This is a genomic window from Arthrobacter sp. MYb224, assembly GCF_002975455.1.
Classification (GTDB): domain Bacteria; phylum Actinomycetota; class Actinomycetes; order Actinomycetales; family Micrococcaceae; genus Glutamicibacter.
In genome coordinates this window covers 348,238-369,087 of the sequence record NZ_PCPU01000001.1, presented here as the reverse complement: position 1 = coordinate 369,087, position 20,850 = coordinate 348,238, and the positions used below count along the sequence as shown (strand labels likewise).

The following is a 20,850-nucleotide window of genomic DNA, read 5'->3' as shown; positions in this document are numbered from 1 at the left end:
GTATGAATGTGCGAGCAACTAAGACATTATCTTCAATTTCCTCACTTCGAGATCTACCCCAAGCAAGACGCGTAGTCGTAAAGGTGGGATCCAGCTCGTTGACAACCGTCAGCGGCGGGATCTCCCACGAGCGGTTGAAGTTCTTGGCAGATACGCTCGCACACACGCTGCACGATGACACCGAAGTAATTTTGGTTTCCTCTGGCGCCATCGCCGCCGGACTGTCGCCGCTAGGGCTGGAAAAGCGTCCCAAAGACCTTGCCACCCAGCAGGCGGCAGCGGCCGTAGGACAGGGATTGCTGCTGGCGCAGTACACCCAGGAATTCGCAAGACACGACATCAATGTCGGCCAGGTGCTGCTGACGGCAGATGACCTGATGCACCGCAATACGTACACCAATGCGCTGCGTTCGCTCACGCGCTTGCTGAACCTGGGCGTGCTGCCAATCGTGAATGAAAATGATGCGGTAGCTACCCGCGAGATCCGATTCGGCGACAACGACCGTCTCGCCTCGCTGGTTGCCCACCTGATCAAGGCCGATGCGCTGCTGCTCTTTTCCGACGTCGACTCGGTTTATGACGCGCACCCGGAGGACGGCGGAAGCCGCATCTCGCATGTGGGCCACCCCGATGAGCTCGACGCTGTCGATTTGGGCACTCCGGGAGCGGCCGGCGTTGGCACCGGTGGCATGATCACCAAGGTCGACGCGGCCACCATGAGCGCCTCGGCGGGTATTCCGACGCTGGTGACCAGCACCGACAACGCCGCCAAGGCACTGGCGGGCGAAGACGTGGGAACCTGGTTCGCCGCGCGCAACACGCGCCGCTCGGCCCGTGACGTGTGGCTGGCGCACCTTGCCTCCTCCGAAGGCCGGCTGGTCCTGGATGCCGGTGCGGTGCGTGCCGTTGCCGACGGAACGAATTCCTTGCTTGCCGCTGGCATCACCTCGATTCGCGGAGAATTCGAAGCCGGGGACGCAGTGGAAATTTGCGATGCAGACGGGAACGTCATTGGTCGTGGACTAGTGAACTACTCGGCTGAAGAGCTTCCAGAAATGCTTGGACGCACTACCGTCGAACTGGCCGAGTTGCTCGGCGAGGGTTACGACAAAGCCGTAGTACATGTCGATGATCTGGCCTTGATCTAAGGAGGCCAATAGAATGGGAGATATGAGTCTAGATTCAGCCGAAACAAAGACCGAATCCACCACCGACGTATTCGCGTCGGTCAACCAGCTGGCAGATCGTGCCCGCCGGGCCTCGCGCACTCTGTCGCGGGCAAACCGTGATTGGAAAGATAAGGCTCTGCGTGCCATCGCAGAGACCATTGATAGCCATCGCCGAGAAATTATGGCGGCCAACGCCAAAGACCTTGAAAATGGCCGTGAACGCGGCACCAGCGCCGCACTGCTTGACCGCTTGAAACTTGATGATCAGCGTATCGACGGTTTGATCTCCGCCCTTGAAGAGCTCATCGGACTGCCAGATCCCGTCGGCCGCGTCGTACGCGGCGAAACGCTACCCAACGGCTTGCGGATGCGGCAGATCAACGTCCCAATGGGCGTGATCGGCACCATCTACGAAGCCCGCCCCAACGTGACAGTCGATATCGCAGGGCTGTCCCTGAAGAGCGGCAACGCCGTATTGCTGCGTGGCGGCTCGGCGGCGCTGAACTCGAATGTAGCCCTGGTGGGCTACATCCGCAATGCTCTCGAATCCGTTTCCTTGCCTCGTGACCTGGTGATCTCCGTGGACGAATACGGACGCGAAGGCGCAGACGCGATGATGGCAGCGCGCGGACGCATCGACGTGCTGATTCCACGCGGTGGCCGCGACCTGATCCAGCGTGTGGTCACCACCGCGAAGGTTCCGGTCATCGAGACCGGCGAGGGCAACGTCCATATCTTCATGGGCGCCAGCGCCGATGAGAAAATGGCAACCGATATCCTGCTCAACGCCAAGACGCACCGTCCGAGCGTGTGCAATACGGTAGAGACGTTGCTCGTCTCCAAGGACGCTCCGGCAGCACAGGGCGTGCTCAAGGCCTTGGCCAAGGCCGGGGTTACGCTGCACACCGACGCCCGCGCGGCGGCACTGGTCCCAGAGCTGGAAACGATAGCTGCCGGTGAAGATGACTGGCGCAACGAGTATCTTGACCTGGATATCGCGGTGAAGCTGGTAGACACGATGGACGAAGCGCTGGAGCACATCCGCGAATACTCCACCGGACACACCGAAGCGATCATTACCTCATCTCTGGCCGAGTCCGAACGGTTCATCGCGGAAATCGAGTCTGCGGCAGTGATTGTTAACGCCTCGACCCGCTTTACCGATGGTGGCGAGCTGGGGCTGGGTGCCGAGGTAGGCATCTCCACGCAGAAGATGCACGCGCGTGGACCGATGGGCTTGTCGGAACTGACGACCACCAAATGGATCGTTCAGGGCGACGGGCACATTCGTAAATAGTTTATACCCCCTGTCTTCGGTAGGATGTAGAAGAATCGTACCGTTACTTTTCGGACCTGTATTTGCGTTGCAGATTTGGTCTCGATAAAACGTCTGGAGAAATAAGTTGAACGCGCTGATTATGGCTTCTGAAGCTGCATCCACCGGCATTGACCCACATACCATGGCAATCATCGTCGGTGGTGGCATCTTCGTCGCGCTGATGGTTCTGCTGCTGGTCACGGTTTCCTACACCAACGTGGGCCTGCGTCACGCAGATCACGACGAAGTGGAAGACATTCACCGTCAGTTTAAGGTCCACGGAGACAAGCACTAGTCTTGGCGGATCCACTGAACAAGAACCGCCCATTGCGCCTCGGCGTGATGGGCGGTACTTTTGATCCCATCCACCATGGTCACTTGGTCGCTGCCAGTGAAGTTGCGGCCGAGTACGACTTAGACGAAGTGGTCTTCGTGCCTACCGGCAAGCCCTGGCAGAAGGTTGCGCGAGACGTGACCGCCGCAGAGCACCGTTACCTGATGACGGTGGTCGCTACTGCGTCGAACCCACGTTTCACCGTGAGCCGCGTCGACATCGACCGTGAGGGTGCAACGTATACGCACGACACGTTGCTTGATCTTCGTGCCGAACGGCCAGAGGCCGAACTGTTCTTCATCACTGGTGCGGACGCATTGAGCAAAATCGCCAGCTGGAAGGACGTCGATCAGGTCTGGGACCTGGCGCACTTTGTTGGCGTGAGTCGTCCAGGTCATGTGCTGCCAGAACTTGAGCAAGAGAACGTTTCACTTTTAGAAATCCCAGCATTGGCGATTTCCTCCACGGATTGTCGTGGGCGCATAGCCCAAGGCAAGCCCGTTTGGTATCTGGTGCCGGACGGTGTGGTGCAGTACATTGCAAAATATGGGCTTTATACCGAGTCGTAACCTCACATTGATGCGTCCAACACGGCATAATCTCTAGGTAAGGGTGACGGTATTTGTCTAAGCGGTCGGGAGAAGAACAGGATGAGCGATAACACGCAGCCGGCTTCAAGCCGGCGTGCTTTGCGTGAAAAGCGGCGCGCTGAAATGGAAGCCATGCTGGCGAGCAGTAAAGCCGAGCAGGATGCCAAGCAGCTCGCTGATCAGAAGGCAACTGAAAAGAAGGATGCAAAGCCTTCGGCAGGTGCCAGCCCAGCTGACCCGAAAACTTCCTCCCCTGCCCCAAAAGCCCCTGCAAAGCCGGTAGCTGGCGCGCAGCAAGGCCAAGGTTCGAATAAGCCGGCAGCGGCGAAGACTCCGGCCTCGACGCCGGCCAACGCTCCGACCGCGTCCGGCAAGGCTGCCGAGCCGAAGCGGGTCGCCGAGAAACCCGCCGAACAGGCGAAGAACGTAGCTCCGGCTAAAAAGGACGAACAAGCCAAGGCCGCACCGTCGCCGGCCAAGCCCGGACAGGCTAAGGGGGCGCCAACTCCGGCCAAGTCGGCTTCCAGCGCTCCGAAGGCCAAGCCCGCGGCTGGTTCAGCACCGGCTGCCGACCCGTCGCACGATGCAGCGGATAGGCCAATGGGGGAGCGCGCTTCCTTGCGCCGCGCTCGCGACCGAGAAGCGCTACGTGAGCGTCGACGCCTTGAAGAAGAAGTCGGCGCACTCACCACAAACATTCCAACGGTCGAACCAGCCGAAGATCCCAAGCCCCTGACTCGCCGTCAGCTACGACTTCAGTCGCTAGCGGAACAGAATCCGGACGCAGCAAATCCGAAGCAGGGCACCGCTAAGCCGTTGGCCAAACCTACGGCTACAGACGACTCGCCGGAAACCACCGTGATGAGTGTCGAGGAAGCGCTGGCCGCACGACGTTCACATGCTCCCGAAACACTCGTTGATCCGAATCTTTTGAACGATGATGACGGTGAGATTGATCTCGAAGTTCTTGCCCATCAGCGTGAGATGGCAGCACGTGCAGCCATCATTTCTCGCCGGGCGGCAGAACGCGAACGGCTCCGGATTGAGAATGCCAAGAGCGGCAAGGAACAGGCCCTGTCTGATCCGTTCACCGGGGCTCTGGGCAATATTCGTGAAGTCGAAGACCGCATCGCCAAGACCGGCGTGCAGGGCCCGCAGACGGAAAGTGTTTCGCTAGATCTTGATTCCAGCGGCAAATTATCTGACAAACTGAAGCACAATTCGCAGGCTGCAAAGAAGCCAAGCAATGCGAAAGCTCCGGCAAAACCAGCGCCAAAAACTGTAAAGCCTGTAGTCAACTCCGAGTTAAAAGCTGGAGCTGGCAAAACTTCGCCGGCAGCGCCCAAACCTCAGGCGATGCCCGCGCCGAAACCTGCAGCGAAATCCGCAAGCAAGCCAGCGTCGGGTTCAAAGCCCAAGGCACCGGCCTCATCGGTTCCCGCTCCAGCTGAAGCAGGGGACGCGCAAGCGAATGTGGAAATGCCGCGCATCGATGCGGTGAATGCCCAAGGCCTACAGCCTCTGGACGCTCAGACCCACGGTGTGCGACGTGCAAATAACAGGCTGATTGCTATGATCGCGGCGCTCAGCGTCGGCGGTGCAGCGCTTGTTGCGGGCATTGTCATGTTAATCAGTTCGCTTACTTCGTAGGACAATTAAGTTCTTGATCTATACCTCTAAAAGGAGACACCCCACTTCATGGGAGCACACGCAGACTCTATCGCCCTCGTTAACGTTGCAGCATTGGCCGCAGCGGACAAGTTGGCAGAAGACATTGTGGCACTTGATGTCGCCGAACGACTGGGCGTAACCGACGCGTTCCTTATCGTCTCCGGTGGCTCTGAGCCACAGGTAAACGCAATTGTTGATGAGATCCAGGCCAAGGTACTCGAAAAGTTCGAGATTCGCCCGGTGCGCCGTGAAGGATTCGGCAGGGGCCGTTGGGTCCTCCTGGACTACGGAGACGTTGTTGTACACGTACAGCACCAGGAAGACCGAGTTTTTTATGCGCTAGAGCGTCTATGGTCGGACTGCCCAGTCATTGAACTTGCTACGGAAGCCAAATAAAGCCCTAGTAGCATGGGATTTGCTTCCTGATTCGGCATTCATCTATGATTAGTGAGTTGCCTTATCAGGTAGCAATCCTTTTGGGGGTATGGCGCAGTTGGTAGCGCGTCTGCATGGCATGCAGAAGGTCAGGGGTTCGAATCCCCTTATCTCCACCCTTATCTCGACACCCTTATCTCCACCCTGTAATGTCTCGGGACATCGGTAGAACGATGTCCCGAGACATTAGTCTTTTAACTGTCACCTATTCAGGCGAGAAATTGCTTTTTGGTAGTTCTTCGATGGCTCGATTTTGAAGTACCTGATGATTTCTCCGGTTTTTCTGTTGATGACGGTTACGTCCCGATCATCAATGAGCATCCGGACCGGAACGCCTGAATAGGTGCGTCCCATTCCGAGGTGGCGAAGCTGCCCTCCGTAACGTAGCGTCAGCTTTCCGTCCTTGTCCACGGTGTCTGTTCCGATGCGCCGTATTAAACGTTGCTTGAAGATACGAGTAGAGTCGGTCTGAGTAGTTACTAGAGGAGAAAAGCCATGAGCTTAAAAGAACGCCTTCGCGATGACAGCATAATTCACCTGAAAGCAGGGAATGAGCTGGAAAAGACCACCTTGCGAAATATCTTGAGTGCCATCGGCACCAGAGAAAAATCTGGTAAGAATCCAACGGAGATGACCGACCAAGATGTCGAGAACCTTCTCCGTAAAGAGGTCGCCAATCGAGAAGAAACTGCAAAAGTTGCGGCCGCGGATAACCGCGAGGAAATGGCCGAGCGAGAATTAGCCGAAGCTGCATTCATCTCGACGTACTTGCCGAAGGTACTGACCGAGGGTGAGGCCCAGGGCATCGTGGATCGGATTATGGCGGAACTTTCCGCCGATCATGCGCTCACGATGAAAGATATGGGCACTGCGATGAAGGCGGTAGGCGCTGAGATCGCTGGACGTTTTGATGGCAAAGCTGTATCGCAAATGGTGCGCGCCAAACTCAGCTAATAACCCCCACAATCTACTTCGGCGTTCATCCAGGATGACTGCGGTAGATACACTGCCTGCAGTCTGCAATGGCAAGTGAAATTCGGGGTACCAAGCCGCGAGCGTGGCTTGGTACCCCGAATTTTCAATTTACGCATGAGCTGCAATGCTGGTTCGTGAAAATACACGTCAAGCATTGCACGGAGCTCTGCGTGCGTGGTCATTCCGTGCTCGAAATTCCTAGAGTATTCCGGAACCGCGGAGGCATTCGTCTGATCCTCGAAGATTCAGGGGAGTAGGATCATTGTTGTTGAGGGGCTATAGCTCAGTTGGTAGAGCGCTTCGTTCGCATCGAAGAGGTCAGGGGTTCGATTCCCCTTAGCTCCACCCTTAGCTCCACCGAGAATAATCCCGCTCCCACAAGGATAAACCGTCTTGTGGGAGCGGTTTATTAGTGCCCAAAACACCTATCGGACACTCTCGTCTTAGGCCTACTTAGTACCGCTTGAAACACTTTGTTCGGTCTAAACCCGCAGGCAAATCGCAAGCTCAAGCGGCCAACCCAACCGGCAACATCTCTGTCAACTTCTAGGCCAGCGAATCTAAATCCTGGTCAAACGACCCAGTGTAATCGTCCAGCGTAATGGCAGCACTAGCTTGCCCCAACAGGCATTGCACTGCTTTCACAGATGCACCTGACTGAACCAGCCACGATGCTGCAGTGCGCCGGTGTCCCATCCTCAATCGCACTTGGTGACGACAACGTTGATCGAGTCGAGTTGAAAGAGACGATGTGCCACGCGTGTGCGTCGAAGGAATCCGCGCTCAACGACAACATGGACCGTTACCCGGGATAGATGCTCTACCGAATATGGGACGAAGAGTCCTAGTAGTTGCCCCATGACACTAGACGGTCATGCAGGTCGTCGAACGCCATCGAAATGTCAAGACCAATCTTGTGGCATTCGGTGGCGCCGGGGCAGTTAGCTTCGTCCCAAGAGTCAGCTGCTATTTCGGCTTCTTCGGAGGCATCCAACGTTTTGCTCATCACCGTGTCGAGTTCATCGGGAAGATCACCAATGTAGGCGGGAACACCCGGTTTCTTTGCGCCCTCCAATGACGCGGTGACAGTTTTTGCCTTCATTCCAGCCGAGAATATGGTCGCCATGCAGAGCGTCTCTTCGTGGGGGTCGGGCAAGTTGAAGCAATGGTATTCGTCGAAAGCGTCCAGTGTCTCTTCGATGTTGCTGGCAAGGGGCAGAGCTACAGATTTGTAATCTGCGATGCTTCCGACGTTCGGGTTTTCTGCCGCAACCGGTGCCGCGCTTGACGCTGATGACTCTACCGGCTCCAGTTGTTCTGCGGCCGCGCATCCTACGAGTGCAAGCCCTATGGCAATCGTCGAAACTCCTACTGCAACTTTCCTCATGATTCCCCATTTCTAAGTGCTGGCGATGATGCTCTGACCTTATCAGCGGCACCGGACAAATAATTGAATAGGCGGTGCCGTCTTGGCTGATAAGAACATCCGGGTCGTCGTCAAAGCGGAGATCGCATCCTTCAAGCGAGACATGGATGCGGCTTTGGCTGCTGCCAAGAAAACTGCTGCTGAAACTGACAAGGCCGGCAAGGCTGCTGAGTCTGGTATCGGGCGTTTGGCTCAGACTGCTCAGCGGCAGGAGAAGGCATGGGATCAGATTTTTACTGGTCTTGTTGCTGGCGGTACGGCTATTGTGGCTGGTCTTGGATTGGCGACTAAGGGCGCGACGGAATACGCGATGGAATAGGAGTCGGCTTGGACTGGCGATCTCAAAACTAGCGATGGTTCCAGCGCCCAGCTTCAGGTGTACGGTGGCGTTGGGTGAATTGTGTGAGTTATTGAGCGGTACGCGGACTGTATATCCGGGGACGGATCGGGTGTTGCGGTACCGGGTGAAGGGCTTAGCGGCGACTCATTAATTTTCTACCGATGTCCAGAGCCCTGCGGTTGCAGGTCGGCCGGGTAGATCGGTTTACGGCCTGCTCTGACGATCCGTGGCTTGGCGGGTTTCAATGCTTCTCGCAGGGCGCAGCGGGCGTAGTCGCGGTGCCAGCCAGTGATTTCGACCAATTCATCCAGGATCCGAGTTTTCCCGGCACTATCGCCGAGCCGGTAGCTGTTCGCGAGATGTTTGGTGACTTGTTTGCGTGCGCTCATTGTCAGTCCCATAGTGCTGAGCAGATACCCGCAAAGCCCAAGAAGCAAGAGGTACTTTGGCGGAGGTTTTCTTGTGACGCAACGTAGTATCCGTGCCGGAGGTTTATTACGAGTCAACGCGGACACTAGTATGTCGACCGCCTCCGCGCTTATGATTAGGCAACGTCGAATGCTGTAGCCGGACGACACCGCATAACTGGCGCAGTGCGCATTCTGGGGGATGAGGCGACATGAGTAAGCTTGCGTCGGCAGGTGAATGGTACTGCCCTGGCTGTGGAGGTTCGGGGCGCCCGTACGGCGATAGCCACCTGCAGTGGTGCACGGTGTGCAATGGGCGCGGCACGGTTCCGTGGGATCCCGACACGCGCCAAGGCACGGACGCGAATCCTCTGGATATCGCCACCGACAGACGCTTATGGGCGATGGGGTTGCGTAACCTCGCTATCGCCATCGGTATTGCCGCTTGCATTCTCGGTCTTTTCCTGACGGTGGGGATCGTGTCGACATGGCTGCAAGCTGCTACTGGGGTGCTGCGTCCGCTCCTTGAAGTGTTGCCTGAAAGCATGGTGGCGCGGTCGATCGATGGCGAGGGTGGATCCCCTTGGATAGTAGCGGCATTGAACCTCGTTGTGCCGATTGGGCTGGTCATTTGGATGTCGGTCTTGGCCCGCAGAGCGATTCAATCTTCCCAACGCCTCAAGGCGTTGGGCTTGCTGGTGCTTCGCGCTGTAGCCGCTGTCTTCTTCATAGCACTTTCGATGATGCTGGCCGCGATCGCGGCGGGATCCGATTTACGGGGCAACGGCAGTGAAGCACCAGATACATACATCGGATTGTCGGCGCAGGTGCCCAACGGGTTCGCAGGGACGGTGATCCGAACCGATACCGTGTGGGCGATGGTCTTGGTACTGGTAGTCGTCCTTCTCCTGGGGGCCTTCAGTTATTGGCGGCTCTCGCACAGGATCAACGCGAACCGTGCGCGTTCGTTTTAGACAGATGAAAGGTGAGGGTCATGAACATTGCGGTTCAGAGGTTTTTCATATCCAGTGCGGTACTCGCACTACCGGTAGCCGGGCTGGTTGCTTGCTCATCGTCAAACGGTGGCTGCCCGCTTCCCGCTGAGACCGTCGCCGGATATTTCAACGAACAGCTACCCAATCCGCGCCACGTGGAGATCATCTCTGACGAGGAGCAACCGGGGCTGTGCTTCTACCGGCTAACACTGGATTCCGCCGAGGTCGGTACCTACCAGCAGATCAGCGTAAAAGAGGGGTTCGACAAATACTTCACCGAAGAAGACTTCCGGCAGCGGATTGCAGAGTACGAAGCGGAGAATGATTCCGAGAAGTATGTACGTCGAGTGAACGACGTACCGTATGCGGTTGATGAAGAACGAGGGGTATCGGTCGTTGCCGGCGGTGAGAATTATTGGCTGTCCTCGGCTGACTACCGCAACGGGGTTATCCATCGTCCCGCATTGGCTTCGGTTACACGCGGGCGTGACGCTGAGCCACTGGCTCAGCTGTTGATCCTGACCAATGGTGGTAAGGACCTGGACGGTTGGGTCGATGCTTCCTCCAATGAGCAGAGCAGCGAAACGGCCGAGCCGTCGGAAACTGTCGGTGATTCGGTGGCGGACTTGCCGCCTGCTCCCACCGGAACCGAGGGCGGCGTCACTCAGACAATCGGTACGCAAGCTCCGGGTGAGCTGGCGCCGCCGCCTGAGATGCCGCCGCTCCCTCCTGAGCCGTCCACCTTGGAGCAAGACAATGAGATCTCCAATGAATCTACCGAGTCTGTGCCGGGAACTGACCATGAACTTGTTGGCGCACTATTGCCCTCGCCCGATGTGTTGACCGCTGTTTTCGAGCTGTGGGAGGTGCCCGGGTACCCGTTGTGCGATGCGGTGCTTGCCGGGACAAGCTGTGTGGCAGCACCTGTATTTGATGGCGATGAGGTAGCTGTTGCCGCCCTTCGCAAGAGCATCGAGGGTGCAGACGACTATACGCGGGATACTGCCATTCTTATGTCCCGTAGCGATGATGACTCGTGGACCGTCAAGGCGTACTGGGAGACCAACGACCCGCTGGAAGAGTTTCTGCCGGACTGGGCGAAATAGCTAACGGGCTAAGCCCGAGTATCGGTTTCCGACGGCAACCTGAGGTTTCTGAACTCCTTCGAGTAAACACGAGCTGTCGGCGGAGCAGGAGTCAAGTCCGTCCTCGGCCAGCCCTCTGAACGACTGGGAACGCCTAGGTTGGCTTATTCCATCCTTCGAGGGCCTGCACCCAAGGGCTAACTTGTACCTCAGCGCCGTCGAGCACATCCAGCGAGGTGTCCTGGCCGTCTATTCGTGGAATCAATTTCACCGGTTCGAGTCCGGGCAAGAGGCTGACCTCCAGGCTTTCGGTTTCGTCGGGATCGTTGGCCGTAGACATGGCGGCCCATTTCATCGTGGACATTGCGGTTTCTCCAGCCGGTAGGAGCACCAGTTCAGGCGAAATATTAGGGGTGGCGATAATGGTGACGTCTTCTTGAGATTCACCAAGGCCATTGAAAAATTCGATAGCCGCCAGCCCCTGAACTGCACAAGGCTGCTTGGAAACGTTCGTGGCAAAGACCGAAAGATACCGCGAACCCAATGCAGCGTCCGGGGTGCTCAGGGTGAAACGGACTTCATCGGTGGTGCAATAAGAAGCATCGGGATCTCGTGTCCAGGGTTCGACGCCCTCGGGCAGCGGCGCTGGTGACGGGATAAGTGCCGCGGGAAGTACCTCGCCGATCCAACCGTCGACAATCTTCGCAAATCCGGGAGACGAGATGGAGTATTTCAACGGTTCGTTGTTTGGCGGGGTGCGTTGCTCAAGCCAACGCCGGATAGCGCGTGTCTCGATCGAGCTATCAGGAGACGTGGTGTGAATGGACAGCGACTGACTGCCGTAAATGGCGCTCCCCACGTTCGGCAGGGCTCCGGCATCGATAGCGAGCTGAACTTTTTCCAGATCGATCGTTGCCTCGGGCGTATATCGCACGGAACTGTCATCGGCTTCGAAGCTCACCAGGTAGTTTTGCTGCACCGAGAATTCGGCAAGCGTCTTCAGGCTTTGCGAATCAGCGGCGACCACAGAAGAGTTAGTAACTCGCAAGGCCCCGGCATCTCTGAATTCGTAGGCCTGCTTGAGCTCCGCCCCAAGGTCTTCCTGCGGGATGATGCTCAGCGGATAATATTCGCCGGTCGTCGCGCCCGTATTAATGACTTGTGGTTTACCTACAGTGAATTGCGAGTAGTGAATCAGCATTACGCCGGGAAGCGAAATCCCTTGGGTGATCCGCTCCGCCCGAAGTGCCGCGGCAGTAGCTTCGGAGGCCACCGGATCTTCCGAAAGACCTATCGTCCACGTTGCCGTGGCTTGATCACCGTCTTTTGGATCTGCGGACGTAACCTCGTACTCCAGCTCCACCGATGCCACGCCGTTCAGTTCCTGGATTTCATCAAATTTCTCGCAGACGGACGCCGGCGCATCGCATGGATCCCAAGGATTCCAAAGGACAAGCCACGCCGCGATTAAAACCAGGGCGGCGACCAGTGCAATCACTCGAGGTTTCTTCACTTGCTCACCGTACCAAAGCGATGGCATTCGATTCAGGAAAATGCGCGTGGAGCCACAGAAAACTCCGGCGGCCATATAGCTTAGAGATACGCTACTTTGAATGCGGGTCGATAAAACGGATCGTCGCGGAATTTACCTACGACCAAAGTTCGTCGGTATTGAGATAGGAGCCTAGGTGAGGGAACCTACACGCAGGGTTATAGGCCGTACGAGCCGCGAAAATGATCTGCAGAAGTACGAGCATGCCCCGGTCATGGTCAGATTCATCGAGCATGGAACGGTGCACGCTGCCCCTGCAGGCACCACCGCGGCTAGCGCCGTGGAGTACGCTGCGAGTGCCGCCGGGAGGGCTTCGCTCAGTCTGTACCCCACGCCAGATGAGCAGGACATCCACGAGCTTGCCGAAGCATGGCAACTGCACCCGGTCTTGGTTGACGACTTGATGCACGCGCAACAGCGACCAAAGCTGGAACGCTATGGCGAGATCCTCCTGCTGGTTGTCCGCTCGGCGCAGTATCTGGATGAACATGAAGAAGTTGAGCTCTCAGAGTTCCATATCCTACTTCGGCAGGGGTCTATCGCGGTGTTATGTCAAGACCATCGGTGGATCGACGGCACCCCGGGTCTAGAGCTTGAAACTACCGTCGCCGATGAATTTGTCGCTCGCGACCGCACCTTGTTGACCGACCATAAACTACTGAGCATGGGCGCCGAAGCGGTGCTCTATCGGCTACTAGATGAGATCGTCGACGGCTATGTCCCGGTTCTGCAAGGCTTGGGAATTGATAAGGAACAGATCGAACGTCAGGTGTTCAGCGGTGATGCCGCGGTCACCGAACGTATTTACCGATTGAGCCAAGAAGTCATCGATATGCAGCATTCAACGGCTTCATTGCTCGAAGTCGTTCGCTCGCTATCCGATGGCTTCACCAAATACGATGTACCGAATGAGCTGCAGACCTACCTGCAGGACGTGACTGATCACCTGACCCGCGCACACGCCCAGACGGTGGAATACCGGGACGCGCTGTCGCAGATTTTGAATGTTAATTCGACACTTGTGGCGCAACGTCAAAACGAGGATATGAAGAAAATATCAGGCTGGGCAGCGATCCTTTTCGCGCCGACCCTGATTGCAGCGATATACGGAATGAACTTTGACGTGATGCCCGAACTGCACTGGGTGCTTGGCTACCCAGCCGCCGTCGTCTTGATGATTGGATTCGCGGCATTCCTCTACATCACCTTCCGACGTCGCCGGTGGTTCTAAGGAAACGGATACTCTCATGGATGCGAAAGTGGATCTCAAGAAAACTCTCCCGAGCTATAAGGCCAAACATGAGGCGTTCGGCTTAGTCGAGGTGCCCGAACTGCCGTATCTCATGATCGATGGGCACGGGGACCCGAACACCTCGATCGAATATGCTCAAGCCCTGCAGGCGCTGTATCCGGTGGCCTACAAGCTGAAGTTCATGAGCAAACGTGAACTTGGCAGGGACTACGTTGTCATGCCCTTAGAAGGGCTCTGGTGGGCGCAAGACATGTCGGCATTTACCGAGCACAGAGACAAATCCCAGTGGGACTGGACCATGATGATCCTGCAGCCCGAATGGATCGACCGCACCATGTTTGAAACCATCCGTGCGCAACTGGCCGAGAAGGATCCTCCAGCTGCACTGGACAAGGTGAGATTTGAGGTATTCGCTGAGGGGCTGTGTGCGCAAACCCTGCATATTGGTGCGTATGACGACGAAGCCCAAACGCTGCACCGGATGCATCGGCAATTCATCCCCGAACAAGGACTGGAGCTGACCGGCAAGCATCACGAAATTTACCTCAGCGATCCGCGCCGCGTAGCGCCGGCCAAGCTGCGCACAATCCTTCGACAGCCGGTACGAGCCAACGCCGGATAGCGGGTTACAAGCGATGATGAACGGACGCTCACCTGACGAACCAATGAAATGGACCGGGCAAGAACATCTGGTGCGGCTTCCCGATGGGGCGCTGATCCGCGGTTCGAGCCTGAAGCAAAGCAGGGTCCTGCCGCCACCTGATTTTGGCGTGTACCTGCTTGGAAAAGATCCGCGTTTCACCGACCGTGAATACCTGTGGGTGAAATGGCGTGATTTCTCCATTCCTTCATCCACCGTGGACACCTTGAAGGCGCTGCGTGAAGCGTATGGGCGAGCGCCCGCGGAACGAGTAGAAATTGCTTGTCGTGGAGGAGTGGGGAGAACCGGAACCGCGCTGGCAGTATTGGCTGTGCTCGGTGGGATCCAGGTATCAGACGCCGTGGAATGGGTTAGACACAACTATCATCCAAAGGCAGTCGAGACCTTAGGGCAGCGTCGCTGGCTACTTACCGTCTTGCCTGAACTGACGTTGAATGATGATCACTGATCCCCAAGCCAGAAGGACTTGGCCTGGTGCAGGGCACTGCGAGAGAATTTGAGAGAAGATGAAGGTATGAGCACCGATATTGGACTGAACCCGTCGAGCACCGCAGCAGAGGTGCAAGAGGCCTTAGCTGCTTTGGAGAACCCGAAGATGCGTGCCGTTAACGAGAAGCGCGGTGATGATTTCGGCGTAAACCTGGGCAAATTGCGAGCGTTGGCCAAAGCGCTGAAGAGCAACCAGGAGCTTGCCGTCGAACTGTGGAAGACCGGGCAAACGACGCCCCGACTGGTGGCCATTCTCATCTGCAAACCGCGTGCATTCTCGCTGGATGATCTTGAAAATTGGATCCGTGAAGGCGATCGTCCGAAGGTACAGGGCTGGTTCCTGAGCAACGTAGTGAAGAAAAGCAAGCACCTCGAAGAACTGCGTCAGCGACTGATGCAGGATCCGGACCCGGTGATCGCCAGCGCCGGTTGGGAGCTGACCGCGCATCAGGTTGTCAAGGCCCCGGAAAACCTCGACCTGGACAAATTGCTCGATGCGATCGAAGCCGAGATGAAGCAGGCCCCGGAACGGCTCCAGTGGGCCATGAATAACACGCTGGCGCAGATTGGCATCGAAAACGCAGGACTGCGTGCCCGGGCATTGGAAATCGGCGAGTCGCTGCAGGTCTTGGCGGACTATCCAACGTCGCCGGGGTGTACTTCACCTTTTGCTCCGATCTGGATCAATGAGATGGTCAAGCGCCAGTCGGACTAGCTGCCGCCGTTAATGGCGCAGAGGCCGGCGGAACCTGTTGGGTTCCGCCGGCCTCTGCGCGTTATGCGCTATGCGCTAGCGCTGGTGCGTGGTGGCACCCAGACGCAGCGCCTTGGAAACCAGCCACAGCGCACCGGTCAGTCCGAGCGTGAGCAGCAGCTGGGTCCGGGCCACTGCGTCGGTCATCGCGATGCACACGATAAGCACCATCATGGCGATGGTCGCCAAGGACAGGTACGGGAAGCCCCAGAGCTTCAGCGGAAGTTCCGTGCCTTCGCGCTCGGCGCGGCGGCGCAGGATGTACTGCGTCACCGCTATGAAGCACCAGATCACGATGATTGTCGAGCCAACCACGTTCAACAGGATCGGCATAACGGCATCGGGCCAGATCCAGTTCAACCCGACGGCAATGAAGGAGAAAGCAACCGAGCTGAGCACCGCCTTGGCAGGTACTCCCTTCCCGGTCACGTGAGTCACCGAACGCGGAGCCATCTTGCGGGTACCGAGGGAGTACAGCATGCGTGAAGCACCGTAGATATTCGCATTCATGGCCGAGAGCAGTGCGATCACCACGACGGCGCTCATCAGCAATTCCACACCCGGAACATTCAGCACGCCCAAGACCGCGGAGAACGGTCCGTCAACGATGGACGGGGTATTCCATGGCAGGATCGCCACGATCACGATGATGGAACCAAGGTAGAAGAACATGATTCGCATCATGACCGATTTGATCGTGCGCTTGATGTTGCCTTGCGGGTCATCGGATTCGGCTGCGGCGATGGAAACGACTTCGGTTCCGCCGAATGAGAAGATCACGATCAGCAAGGCCGCTGCAATGCCGGTGAGCCCGGCCGGCGCGAAACCACCATGCGAGGCGAGGTTGGCCAGGCCAACCGGTGCGTCGGTGGGGATGATGCCGAACAAGACCAGCGCGCCGACGGCCAGGAAGGCGATAATCGCCGCGACCTTGATGAACGCAAACCAGAATTCGAACTTGCCGTAATTGCCCACGCCCAGGAGATTCGCACCGGTGAACAGCACCACGAAGCCCAAGACCCAGGTCCATTGCGGGAAGCCAGGGAACCAGGCGGCGACAATGGCCGCCGCGCCGGTGGCTTCTGCGGCGATCACGACGACCAGCTGGATCCAGTACAGCCAGCCCACGGTGCTTCCGGCGCTGCTGCCCATCGCCTTGTGCGCGAAGGTGCTGAAGGCGCCTGAGGACGGATCGGCTGCGACCATTTCGGCGAGCATCGACATGATCACGATGACCACGGTGCCGGCGATGAGGTAGGAGAGCAGTACGGCCGGGCCGGCAATGGAAATGGCCTGGCCGGAACCTATGAACAGGCCCGCGCCAATCGCTCCGCCCAGACCCATCATTGAGATCTGGCGCTGGCTTAGCCCTGCATGGAGTTTTGGTGAGTTATCCGCCGCGCGGACCTTGGTTTGCATGCTCATGCGCTAGCTACCTCTACCTTGCTGGTGACGGCTGCCAGGACGCGGTCAACGTCCTGAGCGCTGCCGGAGGAGATGCGCAGGCCTTCGCCCGGGAAAGCGCGGACCACCACATTGCCTTCGCTCAACAGGGCTTCCAGCTCGGCGGTGCGTTCCGCCGCCGCTACCCAGACGAAGTTCGCCTCGGAAGGTACCGCCGGGTAGCCAGCTGCCAGCAGGCCTTCAAGCATCCGCTCGCGCTGTTCGACGACCTCGTTGATGCGTACGCCGAGTTCGCCGGCGGCCTCAAGGGAGGCCACCGCAGCACGCTGAGCCAGATCGGTGACGCCAAAAGGCACCGCAACCTTGCGCAGGTTCTGCGCCACCGGCTTGGGGCTGACCGCATAGCCGATCCGCAATCCAGCCAAGCCGTAGGCCTTGGAGAAGGTGTGGAGCACCGCGACGTGCGGGTACTTGCGAAACAGCTTCAGGCCATCGGCGCGGATATCCGAACGGTCAAAGTGAACGTAGGCTTCGTCGATCACCACCAGAATATTCCGTGGGACGGCGGCGACGAACTCTTCCAAGGCGTCCGCCGCAACGACGGTACCCGTGGGGTTGTTCGGGTTGCAGATGAAAATGAGCCGGGTGCGCTCGGTGATCGCGTCCAGCATTGCCGGCAGGTCATGCTTGAATTCGGCATCCAGCGGAATCTCGACCGGAACCGCGCCGGCAATGCGCACCAGCGATGGGTACGCCTCAAAAGAGCGCCAGGCGAACATGACCTCGTCGTCTTCTCCGGCGACTGCATGAATGAGCTGGGAGGCGACCTCAACCGAACCGGCACCCAGGCTGATCTCTTCCGGGTCCAGATCGTACTGGTCAGCCAACGCCGTGATCAGCTCCGGTGCCGCCATATTCGGGTAGCGGTGAATGCTTTCCAGACCCTCGGCGATACTCTGCACCACCGAAGGCAGGGGAGCGTGCGGCGATTCATTCGACGAGAGTTTCGAAGCGCCCGGGGCCGCCGATTTTCCCTGGCGGTAAGCCGGCACGGCGGCAAGGGAGGGGCGTTGATTGATGTTCATTGATTCCTCTCTAAAAGTCATGAACCGCTTGGAACATTCCGGTGGTGTACGGTTTGCCCAAAAATTTGAGACGGGCTCAAGATTTCGACATTCCCTGGGCAGCTATGGCCCAAATGGAGGTGAAGCGAGTCACAAGAAAAAACTGTAGGTGGTGGCAATCACAGGGCGCAATCGATGCGCAAAGGGCTATGCACACTGCATACCGATTGGACTTCGGCAGCGAAGATTACTGGTCGATCTGTATAGCCTTTTCCTCTGGCGGTGAATTTTTTGCGTAGGCCTTAACGAGCGGCAAGGTCCTGCCCTGGAAGTGTTCGCGCAAGGCCAGCGAGGAAGAGGTGCGCGCGACTCCGGGAACTTGGTTGATCCGATCGAAGATCGCTTGAAGGTCTACCGCATTTCGAGCGACTATGCGCAACTGCAAGTCGGAGGTTCCGGTCACCGTATACATGTCCACGATCTCCGGGATCGAATCGGCCAGGGCCGTGGCCACCGGCTCGTGGCCGTATTTCTGAATTATTTCCACCGAGCAAAAGGCGACCAGCTGGTAGTCGAAGCCCGCAGGCTGAACTTGCGGGATGATGGCCCGGATTACCCCGCCTTCGTGCAGGCGGGCAAGGCGGCTGGTTACCGTGCCCCTGGCCACGCCGAGGCGGCGGGCGCATTCCATGACTGGAAGCATGGGGGACTCGGTGAGAAGCTCGATGAGGTCGGCGTCGAGACGGTCAATACGCACTGCTTAGGTCCTCTGCTGGGTGCAAACATCGGAATGGCTGCCAGAAAAGTTGCGTCTAAGGGCGATATTTCTGATCACCCTTCAAGGGTAGCGCGAAGATCTGTGACCGAATATTCCCGGCGAGCACCTGCCCGTGGGACTTGGGGTGCCGGTGCGGGGCCAATCAGCCCGATGTAATGCAGCTCACCTTGTAGGCTAAGGCTCACTTGGCCTTTATCGGCCTACCTGGGAGAGGGGAAACGATGAGTGCGAGCACGCCATTGAAATCTGTTGCGGGACTGACCGTCTTGATTACCGGAGCCGCGCAAGGCATGGGCGCTGTCTTCGCACGAACGGCCTGCCTCGAAGGTGCGCGGCGAGTGATTCTATGGGATATCTCCAGCCAGATGCTTTCTGCCGTCTCCAAGGAGTTAGAGCAGCTGGATTCCGGAAGCGTCATTCATACCCAGGTAGTCGATTTGCGCAATCAGGCGGCGATCATTGCTGCGGCAGATCAGTCGCTGGCCGCGGGCGCGGTGGACGTGCTGGTGAACAACGCCGGGGTCGTCACCGGCACGTCCTTTGCCAAGCATCGTACTGAACAGATCAATGACACCATGGCGGTGAACGCACTGGCGCCAATGTATCTCACCCATGCGCTCCTGAGGCAAATGGGTCAAGACGGCAGTCCTGCCCGAATCCTTACGATCGCCTCAGCAGCCGCCTTGGTTTCAAATCCGAATATGAGCGTGTATGCAGCTTCTAAGGCAGCCGCCATGAGCTGGAGCGATTCGCTGCGACTGGAACTGGAACGGGAGGCCGATTCCGATATCAAGGTCACCACATTCTGTCCCACCTACGTTTCAACCGGAATGTTCGCCGGGGCGAGAAGCATGTTGTTCACCCCAATCATGGACACCGAGTATGTGACAGCCAAAGCGTGGAGCGCGATGCTGCGCGGAACGCCGCTGGTGCTTCTGCCGTGGACGAGCAAATTCGGTCAACTGCTGCGCGGAGTCCTTCCGCGCGGCGCGTGGGACCTGGTGGCCGATAGGGTCCTGAAGATCTATAGCTCCATGGATGATTTCACCGGACGGAAGAGGCAAACGCCTGACAACGAGCCGGTTTCCTAGTTCGGTTTGCGGTTGGCGCAGAATTCACCATCTCACTGTTTACCTGCTCGCCTACGCGGAGTAGCGTAGGCGTGGTAACCCGGAATGTGACCTCAGGCGGCTCTAGGATTTCTTGGTGGTCACTGATGCGGGATTTCCGATCACCAGGAGCGACTCGCCATGCAAAAGTTCATCCCGAATCTCTGGTTCGCTGCTAACGCCGAAGAAGCAGGACAGTACTACGCAGGTGTATTCCCGAACACCTCCGCATTTGTAGAATCGCGGTACCCCACCGAAGGGTTGCTCGACTTTCAAGAACCACTGGCCGGTGCTCCGCTGACGGTCACTCTGGACTTGAATGGTACGAAGCTCACCCTGATCAACGCCGGAAACGACTTCACTCCCAACCCATCGATCTCATTCATAGTCAGCTTTGATCCGGCCAATTATTCGGGAGACGCCGATGCGACACGCGCGGCGCTCGATCAAACCTGGGATCAGCTCATCGACGGCGGCAGCGTCCTGATGGGATTGGATACCTACGCATTCAGCGCCCGCTACGGCTGGGTGCAGGATCGCTATGGCATCAGCTGGCAACTCATGCAGTCCGACGCCGGCCAAAGCGAATCATTTATTGTCCCTTCATTGATGTTCGGCGGGGCCGCGCAGAACCTGGCGGTGCCTGCGGTGGATTTCTACGTTGAGCTGTTCGAAAACGCGCAGGTAGGCAGTCGATTCCCATATCCGGAACCGACCGAGGTGACAGTCCCCGGAGCGGTGATGTTCAGCGATTTCAAACTGAACGGGCAGAACTTTGCGGCCATGGATTCCGCCGTCGCGCAACCATTCAGTTTCAGTCCGGGGATCTCTATTGAAGTCCAGTGCGAAGACCAAGCGGAGATCGACAGGTTGTGGGAGGCGCTATCCGCAGTTCCGGAGGCCGAGCAGTGCGGCTGGCTGCAGGACAAGTTCGGCGTGAGCTGGCAGGTGGTTCCGAAGAACATGGGCGACCTGATGGCTCGGCCCGGAGCCTTCGAAAAGATGCTGAATATGAAGAAACTGGTGATCGAGGACTTCTAGC

Annotated in this window: 23 protein-coding genes and 2 tRNA genes; 18 read left to right on the top strand and 7 right to left on the bottom strand. The window is 57.7% G+C overall.

What is annotated here, in order from left to right:
* Nucleotides 1-2 precede the first annotated feature (2 nt).
* The 7 genes from proB (at nucleotide 3) to CQ017_RS01760 (ending at nucleotide 5,633) form a co-directional block, all read left to right on the top strand.
* A complete protein-coding gene (gene proB / locus CQ017_RS01790) occupies nucleotides 3-1,148 on the top strand; it encodes a glutamate 5-kinase (RefSeq protein WP_105552238.1) in 1,146 nt (381 codons plus the stop codon).
* Nucleotides 1,149-1,170: 22 nt separating this feature from the next.
* On the top strand, nucleotides 1,171-2,466 hold the full coding sequence (locus tag CQ017_RS01785) for a glutamate-5-semialdehyde dehydrogenase (protein ID WP_258133459.1): 1,296 nt from the start codon (nucleotides 1,171-1,173) through the stop codon (nucleotides 2,464-2,466).
* A 121-nt stretch (nucleotides 2,467-2,587) separates the two neighbouring features.
* Nucleotides 2,588-2,782 (top strand): hypothetical protein, encoded by a 195-nt coding sequence (locus CQ017_RS01780; protein ID WP_258133458.1) that lies wholly within the window; start codon nucleotides 2,588-2,590, stop codon nucleotides 2,780-2,782.
* A 2-nt stretch (nucleotides 2,783-2,784) separates the two neighbouring features.
* On the top strand, nucleotides 2,785-3,390 hold the full coding sequence (gene nadD, locus CQ017_RS01775) for a nicotinate-nucleotide adenylyltransferase (RefSeq protein ID WP_096284973.1): 606 nt from the start codon (nucleotides 2,785-2,787) through the stop codon (nucleotides 3,388-3,390).
* An 81-nt stretch (nucleotides 3,391-3,471) separates the two neighbouring features.
* A complete protein-coding gene (locus CQ017_RS01770) occupies nucleotides 3,472-5,061 on the top strand; it encodes a hypothetical protein (protein ID WP_105552235.1) in 1,590 nt (529 codons plus the stop codon).
* A gap of 48 nt (nucleotides 5,062-5,109) precedes the next feature.
* Nucleotides 5,110-5,478, top strand: a complete 369-nt coding sequence (gene rsfS / locus CQ017_RS01765; protein WP_105552234.1) for a ribosome silencing factor — start codon at nucleotides 5,110-5,112, stop codon at nucleotides 5,476-5,478.
* An 82-nt stretch (nucleotides 5,479-5,560) separates the two neighbouring features.
* Nucleotides 5,561-5,633, top strand: a tRNA-Ala gene (locus tag CQ017_RS01760).
* 85 nt (nucleotides 5,634-5,718) lie between these two features.
* Here the strand turns inward: CQ017_RS01760 and CQ017_RS01755 are convergent.
* Nucleotides 5,719-5,928: a hypothetical protein gene (locus tag CQ017_RS01755; RefSeq protein ID WP_105552233.1), complete on the bottom strand. Its 210-nt coding sequence runs from the start codon at nucleotides 5,926-5,928 to the stop codon at nucleotides 5,719-5,721.
* A gap of 84 nt (nucleotides 5,929-6,012) precedes the next feature.
* Here CQ017_RS01755 and CQ017_RS01750 point away from each other — a divergent pair, with 84 nt between their 5' ends.
* Together CQ017_RS01750 and CQ017_RS01745 are read left to right on the top strand one after the other, a co-directional pair.
* Nucleotides 6,013-6,471, top strand: a complete 459-nt coding sequence (locus CQ017_RS01750) for a GatB/YqeY domain-containing protein (protein WP_105552232.1) — start codon at nucleotides 6,013-6,015, stop codon at nucleotides 6,469-6,471.
* 293 nt (nucleotides 6,472-6,764) lie between these two features.
* Nucleotides 6,765-6,837, top strand: a tRNA-Ala gene (locus CQ017_RS01745).
* 499 nt (nucleotides 6,838-7,336) lie between these two features.
* Here CQ017_RS01745 and CQ017_RS01740 read toward each other — a convergent pair.
* Complete coding sequence (locus tag CQ017_RS01740) at nucleotides 7,337-7,879, bottom strand: hypothetical protein (RefSeq protein WP_105552231.1); 543 nt, start codon at nucleotides 7,877-7,879, stop codon at nucleotides 7,337-7,339.
* Between the two features lie 82 nt (nucleotides 7,880-7,961).
* Between CQ017_RS01740 and CQ017_RS01735 the strand changes: the two genes are divergently transcribed.
* Nucleotides 7,962-8,237, top strand: coding sequence for a hypothetical protein (locus tag CQ017_RS01735; RefSeq protein WP_105552230.1), 276 nt, complete (start codon nucleotides 7,962-7,964; stop codon nucleotides 8,235-8,237).
* Nucleotides 8,238-8,413: 176 nt separating this feature from the next.
* Here the strand turns inward: CQ017_RS01735 and CQ017_RS17795 are convergent, their stop codons facing one another.
* Entirely contained in the window at nucleotides 8,414-8,647 is a 234-nt protein-coding gene (locus CQ017_RS17795) for a hypothetical protein (protein WP_146112405.1), read from the bottom strand.
* 230 nt (nucleotides 8,648-8,877) lie between these two features.
* On the opposite strand from CQ017_RS17795, the gene CQ017_RS01725 reads away from it, so the two are divergent.
* Nucleotides 8,878-9,639: a hypothetical protein gene (locus CQ017_RS01725; RefSeq protein WP_146112404.1), complete on the top strand. Its 762-nt coding sequence runs from the start codon at nucleotides 8,878-8,880 to the stop codon at nucleotides 9,637-9,639.
* Between the two features lie 20 nt (nucleotides 9,640-9,659).
* Nucleotides 9,660-10,766 (top strand): hypothetical protein, encoded by a 1,107-nt coding sequence (locus CQ017_RS01720; protein WP_105552227.1) that lies wholly within the window; start codon nucleotides 9,660-9,662, stop codon nucleotides 10,764-10,766.
* A 133-nt stretch (nucleotides 10,767-10,899) separates the two neighbouring features.
* Here CQ017_RS01720 and CQ017_RS01715 read toward each other — a convergent pair whose 3' ends face one another.
* Nucleotides 10,900-12,258, bottom strand: coding sequence for a DUF4232 domain-containing protein (locus CQ017_RS01715; protein ID WP_181150481.1), 1,359 nt, complete (start codon nucleotides 12,256-12,258; stop codon nucleotides 10,900-10,902).
* Between the two features lie 175 nt (nucleotides 12,259-12,433).
* Here CQ017_RS01715 and CQ017_RS01710 point away from each other — a divergent pair, with 175 nt between their 5' ends.
* The 4 genes from CQ017_RS01710 to CQ017_RS01695 all read left to right on the top strand — a co-directional run bounded on the left by CQ017_RS01710 (nucleotide 12,434) and on the right by CQ017_RS01695 (nucleotide 15,414).
* A complete protein-coding gene (locus tag CQ017_RS01710; protein WP_258133455.1) occupies nucleotides 12,434-13,528 on the top strand; it encodes a magnesium and cobalt transport protein CorA in 1,095 nt (364 codons plus the stop codon).
* Between the two features lie 16 nt (nucleotides 13,529-13,544).
* Entirely contained in the window at nucleotides 13,545-14,171 is a 627-nt protein-coding gene (locus tag CQ017_RS01705) for a GyrI-like domain-containing protein (protein ID WP_105552224.1), read from the top strand.
* Between the two features lie 13 nt (nucleotides 14,172-14,184).
* Entirely contained in the window at nucleotides 14,185-14,658 is a 474-nt protein-coding gene (locus tag CQ017_RS01700) for a protein-tyrosine phosphatase family protein (protein ID WP_258133454.1), read from the top strand.
* A 66-nt stretch (nucleotides 14,659-14,724) separates the two neighbouring features.
* Nucleotides 14,725-15,414 carry a DNA alkylation repair protein gene (locus CQ017_RS01695; RefSeq protein WP_105552222.1) on the top strand — a complete coding sequence of 230 codons (690 nt, stop codon included), beginning with the start codon at nucleotides 14,725-14,727 and terminating at the stop codon, nucleotides 15,412-15,414.
* A gap of 75 nt (nucleotides 15,415-15,489) precedes the next feature.
* On the opposite strand, the gene CQ017_RS01690 is transcribed toward CQ017_RS01695, so the two are convergent.
* The 3 genes from CQ017_RS01690 to CQ017_RS01680 form a co-directional block, all read right to left on the bottom strand.
* Nucleotides 15,490-16,878 (bottom strand): amino acid permease, encoded by a 1,389-nt coding sequence (locus CQ017_RS01690; RefSeq protein WP_105552221.1) that lies wholly within the window; start codon nucleotides 16,876-16,878, stop codon nucleotides 15,490-15,492.
* Nucleotides 16,875-17,942 (bottom strand): histidinol-phosphate transaminase, encoded by a 1,068-nt coding sequence (gene hisC, locus CQ017_RS01685; protein WP_105552220.1) that lies wholly within the window; start codon nucleotides 17,940-17,942, stop codon nucleotides 16,875-16,877. The genes CQ017_RS01690 and hisC overlap by 4 nt, the downstream gene beginning before the upstream one ends.
* A 226-nt stretch (nucleotides 17,943-18,168) precedes the next feature.
* Nucleotides 18,169-18,678, bottom strand: a complete 510-nt coding sequence (locus CQ017_RS01680) for an Lrp/AsnC family transcriptional regulator (protein WP_146112403.1) — start codon at nucleotides 18,676-18,678, stop codon at nucleotides 18,169-18,171.
* A gap of 242 nt (nucleotides 18,679-18,920) precedes the next feature.
* On the opposite strand from CQ017_RS01680, the gene CQ017_RS01675 reads away from it, so the two are divergent.
* Both CQ017_RS01675 and CQ017_RS01670 read left to right on the top strand, forming a co-directional pair.
* Complete coding sequence (locus CQ017_RS01675) at nucleotides 18,921-19,790, top strand: SDR family oxidoreductase (protein ID WP_105552219.1); 870 nt, start codon at nucleotides 18,921-18,923, stop codon at nucleotides 19,788-19,790.
* 159 nt (nucleotides 19,791-19,949) lie between these two features.
* Nucleotides 19,950-20,849: a VOC family protein gene (locus CQ017_RS01670; protein WP_105552218.1), complete on the top strand. Its 900-nt coding sequence runs from the start codon at nucleotides 19,950-19,952 to the stop codon at nucleotides 20,847-20,849.
* The last annotated feature ends 1 nt before the right edge of the window (nucleotide 20,850 follow it).

What these genes read in the sequence shown, in the direction of transcription:
- proB (WP_105552238.1), top strand. Translation starts at nt 3, where the DNA reads ATGAATGTGCGAGCAACTAAGACATTATCTTCAATTTCCTCACTTCGA.
- CQ017_RS01750 (WP_105552232.1), top strand. Translation starts at nt 6,013, where the DNA reads ATGAGCTTAAAAGAACGCCTTCGCGATGACAGCATAATTCACCTGAAA.
- CQ017_RS01720 (WP_105552227.1), top strand. Translation starts at nt 9,660, where the DNA reads ATGAACATTGCGGTTCAGAGGTTTTTCATATCCAGTGCGGTACTCGCA.
- CQ017_RS01705 (WP_105552224.1), top strand. Translation starts at nt 13,545, where the DNA reads ATGGATGCGAAAGTGGATCTCAAGAAAACTCTCCCGAGCTATAAGGCC.
- CQ017_RS01785 (WP_258133459.1), top strand. Translation starts at nt 1,171, where the DNA reads ATGAGTCTAGATTCAGCCGAAACAAAGACCGAATCCACCACCGACGTA.
- hisC (WP_105552220.1), bottom strand. Translation starts at nt 17,942, where the DNA reads ATGAACATCAATCAACGCCCCTCCCTTGCCGCCGTGCCGGCTTACCGC.
- rsfS (WP_105552234.1), top strand. Translation starts at nt 5,110, where the DNA reads ATGGGAGCACACGCAGACTCTATCGCCCTCGTTAACGTTGCAGCATTG.
- CQ017_RS01670 (WP_105552218.1), top strand. Translation starts at nt 19,950, where the DNA reads ATGCAAAAGTTCATCCCGAATCTCTGGTTCGCTGCTAACGCCGAAGAA.
- CQ017_RS01725 (WP_146112404.1), top strand. Translation starts at nt 8,878, where the DNA reads ATGAGTAAGCTTGCGTCGGCAGGTGAATGGTACTGCCCTGGCTGTGGA.
- CQ017_RS01700 (WP_258133454.1), top strand. Translation starts at nt 14,185, where the DNA reads ATGATGAACGGACGCTCACCTGACGAACCAATGAAATGGACCGGGCAA.
- CQ017_RS01770 (WP_105552235.1), top strand. Translation starts at nt 3,472, where the DNA reads ATGAGCGATAACACGCAGCCGGCTTCAAGCCGGCGTGCTTTGCGTGAA.
- CQ017_RS01675 (WP_105552219.1), top strand. Translation starts at nt 18,921, where the DNA reads ATGAGTGCGAGCACGCCATTGAAATCTGTTGCGGGACTGACCGTCTTG.
- CQ017_RS17795 (WP_146112405.1), bottom strand. Translation starts at nt 8,647, where the DNA reads ATGAGCGCACGCAAACAAGTCACCAAACATCTCGCGAACAGCTACCGG.
- CQ017_RS01690 (WP_105552221.1), bottom strand. Translation starts at nt 16,878, where the DNA reads ATGAGCATGCAAACCAAGGTCCGCGCGGCGGATAACTCACCAAAACTC.
- CQ017_RS01740 (WP_105552231.1), bottom strand. Translation starts at nt 7,879, where the DNA reads ATGAGGAAAGTTGCAGTAGGAGTTTCGACGATTGCCATAGGGCTTGCA.
- CQ017_RS01695 (WP_105552222.1), top strand. Translation starts at nt 14,725, where the DNA reads ATGAGCACCGATATTGGACTGAACCCGTCGAGCACCGCAGCAGAGGTG.
- CQ017_RS01780 (WP_258133458.1), top strand. Translation starts at nt 2,588, where the DNA reads ATGGCTTCTGAAGCTGCATCCACCGGCATTGACCCACATACCATGGCA.